The 12,573-nt window shown below is 69.5% G+C and carries 14 protein-coding genes; 6 read left to right on the top strand and 8 right to left on the bottom strand.

Features of this window, described 5'->3' with window-relative positions:
* Positions 1-16 precede the first annotated feature (16 nt).
* Positions 17-493, top strand: a complete 477-nt coding sequence (locus AMYAL_RS0142605) for a hypothetical protein (RefSeq protein WP_020637426.1) — start codon at positions 17-19, stop codon at positions 491-493.
* A gap of 163 nt (positions 494-656) precedes the next feature.
* Entirely contained in the window at positions 657-1,055 is a 399-nt protein-coding gene (locus AMYAL_RS0142600; protein WP_020637425.1) for a hypothetical protein, read from the top strand.
* Positions 1,056-1,125: 70 nt separating this feature from the next.
* Here AMYAL_RS0142600 and AMYAL_RS0142595 read toward each other — a convergent pair whose 3' ends face one another.
* The 4 genes from AMYAL_RS0142595 to AMYAL_RS0142580 form a co-directional block, all read right to left on the bottom strand.
* On the bottom strand, positions 1,126-2,784 hold the full coding sequence (locus AMYAL_RS0142595) for a fumarate hydratase (protein WP_020637424.1): 1,659 nt from the start codon (positions 2,782-2,784) through the stop codon (positions 1,126-1,128).
* A gap of 224 nt (positions 2,785-3,008) precedes the next feature.
* A complete protein-coding gene (locus AMYAL_RS0142590) occupies positions 3,009-4,049 on the bottom strand; it encodes a sigma-70 family RNA polymerase sigma factor (RefSeq protein WP_020637423.1) in 1,041 nt (346 codons plus the stop codon).
* 245 nt (positions 4,050-4,294) lie between these two features.
* Positions 4,295-4,720 (bottom strand): D-aminoacyl-tRNA deacylase, encoded by a 426-nt coding sequence (gene dtd, locus AMYAL_RS0142585; protein ID WP_020637422.1) that lies wholly within the window; start codon positions 4,718-4,720, stop codon positions 4,295-4,297.
* Entirely contained in the window at positions 4,720-6,216 is a 1,497-nt protein-coding gene (locus AMYAL_RS0142580) for a DUF7782 domain-containing protein (protein WP_020637421.1), read from the bottom strand. Before AMYAL_RS0142580 ends, dtd begins: the two co-directional genes overlap by 1 nt.
* Before the next feature lie 27 nt (positions 6,217-6,243).
* On the opposite strand from AMYAL_RS0142580, the gene AMYAL_RS0142575 reads away from it, so the two are divergent.
* Positions 6,244-7,509 carry an amidohydrolase gene (locus AMYAL_RS0142575; protein WP_026467916.1) on the top strand — a complete coding sequence of 422 codons (1,266 nt, stop codon included), beginning with the start codon at positions 6,244-6,246 and terminating at the stop codon, positions 7,507-7,509.
* Positions 7,510-7,526: 17 nt separating this feature from the next.
* Positions 7,527-7,880: a DUF3099 domain-containing protein gene (locus AMYAL_RS0142570; RefSeq protein WP_020637419.1), complete on the top strand. Its 354-nt coding sequence runs from the start codon at positions 7,527-7,529 to the stop codon at positions 7,878-7,880.
* Between the two features lie 107 nt (positions 7,881-7,987).
* On the opposite strand, the gene AMYAL_RS0142565 is transcribed toward AMYAL_RS0142570, so the two are convergent.
* The 4 genes from AMYAL_RS0142565 to AMYAL_RS0142550 are packed head-to-tail and all read right to left on the bottom strand — an operon-like array spanning position 7,988 to position 11,249.
* The gene (locus AMYAL_RS0142565) at positions 7,988-8,875 is read right to left on the bottom strand and encodes a carbohydrate kinase family protein (RefSeq protein WP_020637418.1); all 888 of its coding nucleotides are present in this window, start codon (positions 8,873-8,875) and stop codon (positions 7,988-7,990) included.
* The gene (locus AMYAL_RS0142560; protein WP_020637417.1) at positions 8,872-9,789 is read right to left on the bottom strand and encodes a pseudouridine-5'-phosphate glycosidase; all 918 of its coding nucleotides are present in this window, start codon (positions 9,787-9,789) and stop codon (positions 8,872-8,874) included. The genes AMYAL_RS0142565 and AMYAL_RS0142560 overlap by 4 nt, the downstream gene beginning before the upstream one ends.
* A gap of 9 nt (positions 9,790-9,798) precedes the next feature.
* Positions 9,799-10,443 carry an HD domain-containing protein gene (locus tag AMYAL_RS0142555; protein WP_020637416.1) on the bottom strand — a complete coding sequence of 215 codons (645 nt, stop codon included), beginning with the start codon at positions 10,441-10,443 and terminating at the stop codon, positions 9,799-9,801.
* Positions 10,443-11,249, bottom strand: a complete 807-nt coding sequence (locus AMYAL_RS0142550; RefSeq protein WP_020637415.1) for a sporulation protein — start codon at positions 11,247-11,249, stop codon at positions 10,443-10,445. Before AMYAL_RS0142550 ends, AMYAL_RS0142555 begins: the two co-directional genes overlap by 1 nt.
* Positions 11,250-11,307: 58 nt before the next feature.
* Between AMYAL_RS0142550 and AMYAL_RS0142545 the strand changes: the two genes are divergently transcribed.
* Positions 11,308-11,550, top strand: a complete 243-nt coding sequence (locus AMYAL_RS0142545) for a DUF3039 domain-containing protein (RefSeq protein ID WP_005164469.1) — start codon at positions 11,308-11,310, stop codon at positions 11,548-11,550.
* A 123-nt stretch (positions 11,551-11,673) separates the two neighbouring features.
* On the top strand, positions 11,674-12,510 hold the full coding sequence (locus AMYAL_RS0142540; protein WP_026467915.1) for a hypothetical protein: 837 nt from the start codon (positions 11,674-11,676) through the stop codon (positions 12,508-12,510).
* The last annotated feature ends 63 nt before the right edge of the window (positions 12,511-12,573 follow it).

Here is a 12,573-nt window from a genome sequence, read left to right as displayed (position 1 = left end):
GTTCCGTCTTGCCGCCATGAAGAACGCAGCGAAGACGCTGGGCGCGGGGCTCGTGCTCGCCGCCCTGGCCGCCTGCGGCGCGGGCGGCCAGGGCGCACCGGCGAACACGAGCACCCCACCGGTCGTCACCACACCCTCGGATCTGCCCACCTCGCTCCCGGCCAGCCCGCCGGTCGCGAAACCGCCGATGTCGCGGCCGACCGTCGGCCCGCCGCCGATGGACAAGATGCTGCCGCCGGGCCAGGTCGACGCGAAAGTGCCCGCGCAGGTCAGCGCGGAGAACGGCGGCCTGAACGTGCACATCGAACTGAGCGGCTGCGACGAGGCGACGGCGAACCTCGCCGATCAGAACCCGCGACAGGTCGTGGTCAAGGTGAAGATCGACCACGGCAAACCGGGCCAGATGTGCCCGCAGGTCATCCGCTACGCCGTCCTGCCGGTGAAACTCGCCGAGCCGCTCGGCTCGCGGACCGTCGTCCTGGAAGCGGGTTGAGATCATGTGCAACCCCACGGCCGTCCCGTTCCGTCCTAGCCGCATGAGGTACTTAACGAATGTCATCGGCCTTGGCCTGATCGTCGTTGCGGTATCCGCTTGCGGGGCGCAGAACCAGGCAGCGGAACCCGCGGCCGGACCCGGTAGCGGCACCCTGAGTACCGTGCCGCCGTCGCCGACCGTGCCGCCGTCTTCTTCGGCGCCGTCCGTGCCGGGCAGCCTGCCAGGGCAGCCGGGCGCGCCGCGGCAGGAGGTCCCGGAGGGCAGCGCCAAGCTGCCGGACAAGCAGCTCGACGCGTCGGCGCTGCCGGCGGACTACCCGCGCGAGGTGTACACCAGCAACGGCGGGACGATCCTGAACGTCCGCGGCCAGGAAGGTGGCTGCGGGCACGCGACGGCGGAGGCCGCGCAGCAGGACGGGACCAGGGTCACCGTCAACCTGACCGAACTGAAGGGCCAGACGGGCCAGATGTGCACCATGGACATCCGGCATCCGGTGATCTCGGTGGCGCTTTCGGCGCCGCTGGGTGAGCGGACCGTCGTGCTGAAGCAGATGCGGTAACGGCAGAAGTCCGTGAAGGCCTCCTTGAGGGACTCAGAGTCCCTCAAGGAGGCCTTCGCGGACCAAGGAACTAGCGGAAGCTGATCTGCAGCACCGGTTCCGAAGTGGCCTCGAAGAAGTCGTTGCCCTTGTCGTCGATGACGATGAACGCGGGGAAGTCCTCGACCTCGATCTTCCAGACCGCTTCCATCCCCAGTTCGGCGTACTCGAGCACGTCGACCTTCTTGATGCAGTCCTGCGCGAGCCGCGCGGCCGGGCCGCCGATCGAGCCGAGGTAGAACCCGCCGTGCTCGTTGCACGCGGCGGTCACCTTCTTGGACCGGTTGCCCTTCGCCAGCATCACCAGCGAGCCGCCGGCGGCCTGGAACTGCTCGACGTAGGAGTCCATGCGGCCCGCGGTGGTCGGCCCGAAGGAACCCGACGCGTAGCCCTCGGGCGTCTTCGCGGGGCCCGCGTAGTACACGGGGTGGTCGCGAAGGTACTGAGGCATCTCTTCACCGGCGTCGAGCCGCTCGGCGATCTTCGCGTGCGCGATATCGCGGGCGACGACGAGCGGGCCGGTCAGCGACAGGCGCGTCTTCACCGGAAGCTGCGAGAGCTGGGCGCGGATTTCGGTCATCGGGCGGTTCAGGTCGACGGTCACCACCTCGTCGGACAGGTCGTCTTCGGTGACGTCCGGCAGGAACCGGGCCGGGTCGCGTTCCAGTTGCTCCAGGAACACGCCGTCGGCGGTGATCTTCGCCTTCGCCTGGCGGTCGGCCGAGCACGAGACGGCCACCCCGACCGGGCAGGACGCGCCGTGCCGCGGCAGGCGGATCACGCGGACGTCGTGGCAGAAGTACTTGCCGCCGAACTGCGCGCCGATGCCGAACTGGCGCGTCATCTCCAGCACCTGCTGTTCGAGATCGACGTCGCGGAAACCGTGACCCAGTTCGGATCCCTCGGTCGGGAGGTCGTCGAGATAGCGGGCGGAGGCCAGCTTCGCGACCTTCAGGTTGAACTCCGCCGACGTGCCGCCGACGACGATCGCGAGGTGGTACGGCGGGCACGCGGCGGTGCCGAGGCTGCGCAGCTTCTCGTCGAGGAACTTCGCGAGCCGCTTCGGGTTCAGGACCGCTTTCGTTTCCTGATAGAGGAAAGTCTTGTTCGCGCTGCCGCCGCCCTTGGCCATGAACAGGAATTCGTAGCTGGGGTCGCCTTGACCGTCTTTGTGATAAAGCTCGATCTGCGCGGGCAGGTTGGTCCCGGTATTCCGCTCATCCCAGAAATTCACCGGCGCCATCTGCGAATAGCGCAGATTCAGCTCCTGATAGGCGTCGAAAACACCTCGCGACAGCGCGCGCTCGTCGTCAGCGCCGGTGAGCACGCCTTCGCCGCGTTTGCCGATCACGATCGCTGTGCCGGTGTCCTGGCACATCGGGAGGACGCCGCCGGCGGAGATCGCCGCGTTGCGCAGCAGGTCCATCGCGACGAACCGGTCGTTGCCGCTGGCCTCGGGGTCGTCGACGATCGCCCGCAGCTGAGCGAGGTGTGACGTGCGCAACAGGTGCTGGATGTCGGTGATCGCGGTCTTGGCGAGCTTGGTCAGCGCCTCGGGCTCGACCTTGAGGAACTTCCGGCCCGCGGCCTTTACGACCTCGACACCTTCGGTGCCGAGAAGCCGGTATTCGGTGCGGGTGTCCTTGGCGAGCGGAAGGACTTCGGTGTGCTGGAACGTGGTGGGCGCCACTTCGCGGGCTCCTTTGCCGGCATCGGGAACCTGCTCACGGTACCGACAAAGAATTCGGGAGGCCGGGCCCACCCCGACGGACCCGACCTCCCGTGGAAAGCGATCCGGGCGCGAACGCCCGACCGCGAAGACTTTCGACCTGCTCGACGGTCTCGTGACGCAGGTCATAAGTCAACGCTGCCGAACGGGTGTTGCTTTTTCCGCGCCGAAAGGCTCAGTGAGGATTACGAAGCGTAGGCGCGCAGGCGGTCTGCCCGCTCACCCTGACGAAGCTTCGACATGACCTCTCGCTCGATCTGCCGAACGCGCTCACGCGACAGCCCGAAGTGCTTGCCGATCTGGTCGAGCGTGCGCGGCTGGCCGTCGTCGAGGCCGTAGCGCAGGCGGATCACCTGGGACTCCCTGTCGTCCAGCGTCGCGAGCACGCGGCGCAGATCGTCCTGGAGCAGACCGGAGATCACGGCGCTCTCGGCGTCGGTCGCCTCGGAGTCCTCGATGAAGTCACCGAGCGGGGCGTCCTCCTCGGTGCCGACCGGCATGTCGAGGCTCACCGGGTCACGCGAGTGGTCGAGCAGATCGGAGATCTTGTGCGCCGGAATGCCCGATTCCGCGGACAGTTCCTCGTGGGTGGCGTCCCGGCCGAGCTGCTGGTGCAGGTCCCGCTTGATGCGGGCCAGCTTGTTCACCTGTTCCACCAGGTGGACCGGCAGCCGGATGGTGCGTCCCTGGTCGGCCATCCCCCTGGTGATGGCCTGGCGGATCCACCAGGTGGCGTAGGTCGAGAACTTGAACCCCTTGGAGTAATCGAACTTCTCCACCGCGCGGATCAGACCCAGGTTCCCCTCCTGGATCAGGTCGAGCAGCGGCATCCCCCGGCCGGTGTAGCGCTTCGCGAGCGAGACCACGAGGCGGAGGTTGGCCTCCAGCAGGTGGTTCTTCGCGACGTGGCCGTCACGCACGAGCGCGGACATCTCCGAGCGCCGCTTCGGCGTGAGGCTTTCGGCCGTGTCCAGCATGTGCTGGGCGAACACGCCGGCTTCGATGCGCTTGGCCAGCTCGACCTCGTCGGCGGCGGACAGCAGCGCCGTCTTGCCGATTCCGTTGAGGTACACGCGAACGAGGTCCGCGGCGGGGCTCTGTGCGTCGAGGTCGGCATCGGTGAGCACCCCCGTGCTCACCGTGCTCACCGGCTCCTGGGTGGATTGCGCCGGGATACGGCGCTCGCGAATCCCGCGCGCTTCGCGTTCGAGAGTCTGGACTGACATTCTGCCTCCCCGGTCACGGGCTGAACGTGCTGCGGTTGTCCGCCGGATCCGCCTCGGCGTAGCAAGCCCTGTGGAAAACCCGCTACTCCTCGTCGGCCCAGCTTGGCTGGACACTCTGCTCAACGCCGGGAGGTCCGAAAACGTTCCCGGCCGCTATAGGAGAGACGGGCGGCTGACCTGGGACGTTGCTCGACCAACCCTGAGCTTTTCCTGAGAATGACCGCGCGCGGGAGAAACCGGGTGGTCTAGACCTCTATCAGGAGGGTGAACGGACCGTCGTTCACGCTCCGGACCGCCATCATGGCCCCGAACCGGCCGGTCTCGACCCGCGCGCCGCGTTCGCGCAAGGCGTCGACGACGGCGGTCACGAGCGGTTCGGCGATTTCCGGGCGCGCGGCCGCCGTCCACGACGGACGGCGGCCTTTGCGGGTGTCCCCGTAGAGGGTGAACTGGCTGACGACGAGCAGGGGGGCACCGGTGGTGGCGCAGGACTCTTCGTCGCGAAGTATGCGAGCTTCGTGCAGTTTGCGTGCCATCGTGACTGCCTTCGACACGTCGTCGTCGACGTGGATTCCCAGCAGTACCAGCAAACCCGGCTCGTCGATGGCGCCCGTCACCTCGTCGCCGACGGTCACGCTCGCTTCCATGACCCGCGCCACCACCGCCCGCATCAGGCGGCGGGGAGGAGCATGCCGTGCCGGACCAGTTCCCGCACGACGGGCAGCGCGGCTTCGGCCAGTTCCTCCGGTTCGAGGCCCTGAGCGGCCGCCAGGAGCACGATCAGGTCCTCCAGCGGCAGCGCGCCCCGGCAGCCCGCGAGCAGCCGGGTGGCGAGTTCGTCGACCTCGTGCGACCAGCCCGGCCCGTCGGTGCGGTGCAGCCGCTGGACGGTCGTGGCCCAGCCCTCCTCGCCCGGTTCGGCGACGCTCTCGAGAAGGACACTTTCCGGGACCCGGAACCGGACATCGAGGAGGGATTCGCCGTTGGCGCGCAGCCATTCCACCCGATCCAGCCAGTTCGCCGCCTCGGCGCCCAGCGGGTCGTCGTAGGCCTGACGCAGGTCCTCGCACACGATCGTCGGTGTCGCGCCGTCCGCCCGGCGGAGGGTGACGAAGCCGAAACCGATGCCCTGGACGTTGTTTTCGGCGAACCAGTCGAGCCAGTCGCCGGATTTCGCGCGGCCTTCGGGGGAGCGGGGGTCGATGCCCGCGTCGCGCAGCCACGTGCCGACGTACAGGCCCGGATCCGCGATGTCCCGCTGGACGAACCACGCGTCGGTCTCCGCGGGCAGCCAGCGGGTCACCCGATCGCCCCAGTCCTCGCCCTCGACGTGCAGCCAGGACGCCAGGAGCTGGCCGCTGCCGCCTTCGTTGAGGAAGCCGGGAAGCTGCCGCACGACGAGCGCGCTGGCGTCGTCACCGGCGAGACCGGAGTCGCGGTAGGTGTAGTCGACCCGCGGCGGGCCGACCACGAACGGCGGATTGCAGACGATCCGGTCGAACCGGCGCCGCGCGACCGGCGCGAACCATTCGCCCCGCACGAGTTCGACGTCCAGCTCGTTGAGCCGGAAGGTGGCCGCGGCCAGCGCCAGCGCCCGCGCCGAGACGTCGGTCGCGGTGACCTTCTTCGCGTGCCGGGTGGCGTGCAGCGCCTGGACGCCGTTGCCGGTGCCGACGTCGAGCAGGGTGCCGACCTCGCGGCGGCTGGTGGCCCGGATCAGGCTGAGCGAGGCGTGCCCGACGCCGAGCACGTGGTCCTCGGGCACGGTCGTGCCCAGGATGTCGGCGTCGAGGTCGGCGACGACCCACCACGAGCCTTCGTCGTCTCCGTGCGGACGGACGTCGAGGCCCGCCCGGTAGCCGTCGGCGGCGGGCACGAGCAGCGTGGCGGCGACAGCGTCGTCAAGGGACAGCGGCGCGAAAGCGGCCTCGACATCCTTCTCCGCTTCGGTCGAGCCAAGGAGGAACAACCGGATCAGCGTGCCGAGGTCGCCGGAGTCGCGGGTCGCGCGATAAGCGAGTTCGGGTTCGCCGCGCCCGAGGGCGGAGTGCGCCGATCCGAGAGTGTCGACCACGCCGTCGGCGTCGTAACCCGTCCGGCGGAAGGCGTCCCGCAGCCTCGCGCAGACGTCGTCGGACAGGTCGGGGAGGGCGGCTGATGTGCTCACGGTGGGTAATACTGCCAGGATGTGGTCGTGAGCCTCGAAAGTGTCCTGGCACCGCTGAAGGCGGCGCTGCCCGGATTGGAAGACCTGTACATCGACCTCCACCGGCACCCGGAGCTGTCGTTCGCCGAAACCCGCACCGCCGCCGAACTGGCGCGGCGCCTGGAGGCCGACGGTTATGAGGTGCACACCGGCATCGGGCGCACCGGTGTCCTCGGCGTGCTGCGCAACGGGCCCGGCCCGAAGGTGATGCTGCGCGCCGACATCGACGCGCTTCCGGTCGAGGAGAAGACCGGCCTGCCGTACGCGAGCACCGCGCGCGGGGTCGACGCCGACGGCCGTGACGTCCCGGTCATGCACGCCTGCGGCCACGACATGCACGCCACCTGGCTCTCCGGCGCCGCCTCGCTGCTCGCGTCCGGACGTGCGCACTGGTCCGGCACGCTGATGGTCGTGTTCCAGCCGGGCGAGGAGGCGGGCGACGGCGCCGTCGGCATGGTCCGGGACGGGGTCTTCGGGCCCGCCGGCCAACCCGACGTCGTCCTCGGCCAGCACGTCGTCCCCGGTCCCGCGGGCTGGGTGCTGACCAGGCCCGGCGTGATCATGGCGGCCACCGACGCGCTGCGCATCACCCTGCACGGCCGGGGCGGGCACGGCTCGCGCCCCGAGACGACGGTGGATCCCGCCGTGCTCGCCGCGTCCGTCGTGCTCAAGCTGCAGACCATCGTGTCGCGGGAGATCTCGGCGACCGAATCCGCGGTGGTGACCGTCGGCTCGCTGCACGTCGGCTCCGCGCACAACATCATCGCCGACCACGCCGTCCTCGAGGTCAACATCCGGTCGTTCGACCAGGCCGTGCGGGAGAAGGTCGTCGCGGCCGTCGAACGGATCGTCCACGGCGAGGCCGCCACCGCGGGCGCGCCGAAACCGCCGGAGATCGAGCGGATCGGCACGTTCCCGGTCACCGAGAACGACGATGCGGCCACCGAAGACCTCACCGCCGCCTTCCTCGGCCACTTCGGCGAGGGCCGCGTCATGCCCGCGCCGCTGGTCACCGGCAGCGAGGACTTCAGCGAGTTCGGCCGCGCGGCCGGGGTGCCGTCGGTGTTCTGGCTGGTCGGCGGGCTGGACGCGGACAAGGTGATCGCCGCGATGACCGCCGGGCGGTTCGAGCAGGACATCCCTTCGAACCACTCGCCGCTCTTCGCGCCGATCCCGCATCCGACGCTCTCGGCCGGCGTCGAGACACTCGTGGTCGCGGCCCTGCACCGGTTCACCCACCCAGGTATCGGATGAGCGCGGGGAGTGGGAGCATGGAAGCCGGAGGTGGTGCTGTGAACGCGCCCGCCCACGGTCCCGAACCGAGGGAACCCGCTCCGGTGCTGATCACCGAAGCCGCCCCGTCCTACGAAGAGCAGCTCGCCAAACGCAAGCGGAAGTACATCATCATGATGTCGTTCCGCATCCCGTGCCTCATCCTCGCCGGGATCTTCTACCAGACCTGGTGGCTCGCGCTGGCGCTGATCGCGATCTCGATCCCGTTGCCCTGGATCGCCGTCCTGGTGGCCAACGACCGGCCGCCGCGCAAGAGCGAGACGGTCAACCGCTACCAGGCCGAGCCGACCCGCATCGAAGGCACCACGCATCGCGTCATCGACGGTGGCTGACGCGTTTCGCGCGTGCACCACGCGAGTCCGTGAAGGACTCCTTGAGGGACTCAGAGTCCCTCAAGGAGTCCTTCACGGACTTAAGCCATGGGGCTAAGGCTGCGGGGTTAAGGCTGCGGGCCGACCTTCGCGACCGCGCGGGCGCCGAGGCGGGTACCGGCCCGAAGGACCTCCACGGTGGACTCGCCGCGCAGCCACGCCGCCAGCACCCCGGCGTCGAAGGCGTCCCCCGCGCCGGTGGAGTCGACGCAGTCCGCGGGCTGCGCTGGCACCGAGGTGATGGTGCCGCTCGCGTCCACCCAGCTGGCGCCGTCGAGTCCGGCGGTGACCACGACCTCGCCGACGTAGTCCAGCAGTTCCTTCGCCGCCTCGGGATCGCTCGACCCGGTCAGCGCGACCAGTTCGCTCGTGTTCGGCATCAGCAGGTCGACGCCGCGCACGTCGTCGAGGAAGGCTGCCGGATCGGTCATCAGCGTCGCCGCCTGCGGGTCGACCGACGTCGTCAGCCCTGCCTTCTTCGCCGCCGCCAGCGAGGCGAGCGCCGCGGGCCGCGAAGACGGGTACAGCAGGACGTAGCCCGAGAGGTGCAGGTGACTCGCTCCGCTCAGCGCCTGCTCGGTGATGTCCTCGGGAGCGAACTTCGCGTTCGCGCCGCGGTCGGCGAGCATGCTCCGCTCACCGGCGCCGTCGACGAGCACCACGACGCAGAACGTCGGGTCCTCGGGGTCCACGGCGAACTCGCAGCGCACCCCGGCCGCCTCCAGTTCGCTCTTCACCATGCGGCCGCCGGAATCGTCGCCGATCCGCGCGATCAGCGTGGTCTCCGCCTCCTCGGCCCGCAGCCACAGCGCGGTGTTCGCGCCCGCGCCACCACTGGTGAAGTGGACCTTCGCGCGGATGTCACCGCCGTGCGGGATGGGGCCTTCGTGCCGCGCGACCACGTCGAGGCCGACGTCACCGACGACGACAATGCCACCGCTGCCACCGCCGCTCATGCCGCGTTCCCGGCGAGCGCGACGGCCACCTCGGTGGCCAGTTCCGCGTTGGACAGCACCAGCGCCTCGTTCGCGTCGAGGCTCACGCCGCCGCTCGCGGTGTGGAAATGCTCCAGCAGCACCGGTGTGACGTCCTTGCCGTGCACCCCTTGCGATTTCAAGAGTTCCAGTCCTTCGGCGAGTAGCCGGTCGTGCAGTTCTTTGTCCATTTCGGACGCTTCGGGGATCGGGTTCGCCAGTAGCACCCCGGACTCCGCGTGCGCGCGGTGCGCCGCGATGACGGCGGCGGCCTGCGCGGCGTCGTCGACCCGCCACGGCACCTCGAACCCGGACGAGCGGAGGTAGAACGCGGGGAACTCGCCGGTGCGGTAGCCCAGCACAGGCACCGAGTTGGTCTCCAGCAGCTCCAGCGTCGCGGCGATGTCGAGCACCGACTTCACCCCGGAGCAGACGACCGTGGTCGGCACCTTCGCGAGTACGCCCAGATCCGCCGAGACGTCCCAGCTCAGCGCCGCGCCCTGATGCACGCCGCCCAGCCCGCCGGTGGCGAACATGCCGATCCCGGCCGCGGCGGCCAGTGCCGCGGTGCTCGCGACCGTCGTCGCCCCGGAGCGGCCGAGGCCGACGGCCGGGCCGATGTCGCGCAGGGAGAGCTTGTCCAGGTCCGCGCCGGGCGCGCAGACACGTTCCAGCTGCTCGCCGGTGAGGCCGATCAGCGGGACGCCGTCGAGCACGGCGATGGTCGCGGGGACGGCGCCGCCGTCGCGCACGACCTTCTCCAGCCGTCGCGCGACGTCGAGGTTGCGGCCGGGCGGGAGACCGTGGGAGAGGATGGTGCTCTCCAGCGCGACGACGGGATCACCGGCGGCGAGGGCGGAGGCGACCTCTTCGTGAAGGGACAGTTGCGGAGTCACGGACGAACATCATCGGTGATGTGGGTCCGCGTCACGCCAGCGGGTCAGTTCGTTCGCCAGGTTCTCGCGTGCCTTGCTCTCCCAGCGTGCCCGCGCGATGTCGCTGCGATACAGCCGAGGCCGGGCCAGCAGGTTCTCCAGCACGCTCGCACGGCCCGTGCGCCAGTCTTCGTCGGAGTAGATCGAGTACTCCTCCCGGACACCGTTCGCGTACTCGGCGTAGCTCGACGGCGGGGAGCCGAGGATCGCGAGATCGGCGTCGAGCAAGGCGGTGGCGAGGAGGTCGTCGTCCGGGGCTGAGTGGTGGATGGTGCTCAGGACCAGGTCCTCCGCGCGGGTGACTTCGGCCGCCGGGACCCGTGCGTTGGTGAGCTCCTCGCGGGTCCAGGCCGCGCTGGCCTGCTCGTCCTCGCCGGGGCGGGCGTCGTAGACGACGTCGTGCGTCCAGGCGGCGATGGCGACGAGGGCACGCTCCCGTGAGCTCAGGCCGAAGGCGACGGCGAGGGCCCCGCTGTCGCGGGCGACGGCCGTGACGTGCCGCAGATCGTGATAGCGGCGATGCGGCTCGGCGTAGCGGGTCTGGAGGTCGTTCCACGCGACGGCGGCGATCCGGTGGTCGCCACCGAGCCGGGTGATCGCGGTCGGCCAGTCCATCAGTCGAAGATCCCGCGCGACTTGGCGACCTCGTGCAGCCAGCCTTCGAGCTGCGGCTCCCAGCCGACCCGGTCCAGCGCGGCGTGGTCGACCTTGAACAGGCCGAGGAACTCCTGGCCGCGTCCGCCGAAGCCGCCGCTCTTGGACACGCGGACCCGCTTGGTCACCTCCAGCACGACCTGCGTCTCCGACGACGAGGACAGGAAGGTCACCGCCACGGAGGTGAAGGCGGGCGCGAACCGCGGCGAGGGGGTGAAGCGGATCTCCTGGAAGAACGGGAGCTGCTGCGTCGCACCGTTGATCCGGCCGCGTTCCAGTACGGCCTCCCGGAAGACGAAGCCGATCCGGCTGAAGGCGTCCAGTATCCGTTTCTGCGCGGGCAGCGGCTCGATCGCGGCGCCGTCGACGTCGACCGGGTCGGTGACGGAGTTCGCGATGTCGAGGCTGGTCTGCAGGCCGACGGCCATCCCGTGCAGCGGCTTGCCGAAGACGCTGGAGATCGGCGTCTCCCACGGCAGGGCGACCTCGAACGGGATCCGGACCTGCTGGCCCGGTCCGATCCGCTCGCTGCCCGCCAGCTGCTGGGTGCCGAATTCGAGGTCCTCGACGCCGGGTTCGCGCTCGTCCGGCGTCTGGACACGGGCGAGCAGCTTCACCGAGAGACCGTTGATCTCTTGATCGACTTCACCGCCGAGCAGCAGGACCTCGCCGCGCAGGGGTCTGCCGGGGAACACCGTGCGGTCGAGCAGCCGGGCGTCGATCTTCGCCCCGCCCGAACCGAATGTCGCGAGCACCTTCTGGAACATGGGCGAGATCCTGCCAGGTCGCCGGTGTGCGCAGGAGGATTTGGGGCATTATGGAGGGGTGAGTACACAGACCCTTCCGAAGCCGGATACCCGTCCCGAGGGCACCGACGGCACCGATGACGACGCGCCGAAGATGTTCCACTACGTGCGCAAGAACAAGATCGCCGAAAGCGCGGTCATGGGCACGCACGTGGTGGCGCTGTGCGGCGAGGTCTTCCCGGTGACGAAGTCGGCGAAGCCCGGTTCGCCGGTCTGCCCGGACTGCAAGAAGATCTACGACGGTCTCAAGCCCGGCGACTGACACCTGACCGTCCGGTGTCCGAAACCGGACAAAATCTGAAAATCCTTCACATGGTGGCTGCCCGTCCCGGTCTTCGCTGGTAATCAGTACCCGCCAGCGAAACCCCGCCGGGACGGAGCCTTCATGCGTAGAACCGGGATCGTGCTCGCCATCGCCGCGTTGGTCGCGGTGTTCTCACCCGCCGCCGCCCAAGCCGTCACAGGCTGGACCACGGTCGGTTCGGACAACGCCCGCCCGCTCGACGAGGGCCAGGGCCTGGCCACCATCGAACGGCCTTCCGGGACGATCTACCGCTACACCGGGATCACCACCGTTCCCGTGGACCTCTCCTCGAAGGGCTGGAGCCACGTCGGCGACCCTGGCTCGGCCCAGGGCTGGTACGTCGAGCCGTACCAGCGTGACGACAGGGGAGAGAAACTCTTCCGCGTCGAGTCGCCCGACGGGAAATGGGCGAACTACAAACACGCGCTGGAGTCGTGGGAAGCGAACAACAACTCGTTCGCCGCCGTGACGCCCGACGCACGCTGGATGGTGGCGGGCGAGTGGGGCACCATGGACCGGCTCCTCGTGCACCCGATGCCCGGCGTCGCGCACACGGACCCGTCGGCGAACCTGCCGTACTCGTCCGCGATCCGGCTCGACAAGCCGGTGCGGGACATCCAGGGCTGCGACTTCGTCACCGCGACGCGCCTGCTGTGCTCGTCCGACGACCCCGAAGGCTCGCTGTTCGGGACCACCAAGCCGCTGCTGCAGGTGGATCTCTCCGGCGCGCTGTCCGGTTCGGACGTGACCGGGCGGGTGACCTCGCTGGGGCAGCTGCCGCTGAAGAGCACCTGCAGCGGGAACTTCGAGACCGAGGGCATCGACGTCGCCGCCGACGGGACGCTGCGGGTCGTCGTGCTGTCGCCTTCGTGGTGCGTGGCCTTCGACAGCAAGACCTGGCGGTTCCGGAAAGCGTGAGCCGCGCTGGTTCTCGTGAGTAGTGCGCGGCCTCCCGGTACCGGATCTTGGTCAGCGTCGAGA

Source organism: Amycolatopsis alba DSM 44262, from assembly GCF_000384215.1.
In the GTDB taxonomy this organism is placed as follows: domain Bacteria; phylum Actinomycetota; class Actinomycetes; order Mycobacteriales; family Pseudonocardiaceae; genus Amycolatopsis; species Amycolatopsis alba.
This window is presented reverse-complemented; position numbering and strand designations above follow the sequence as displayed.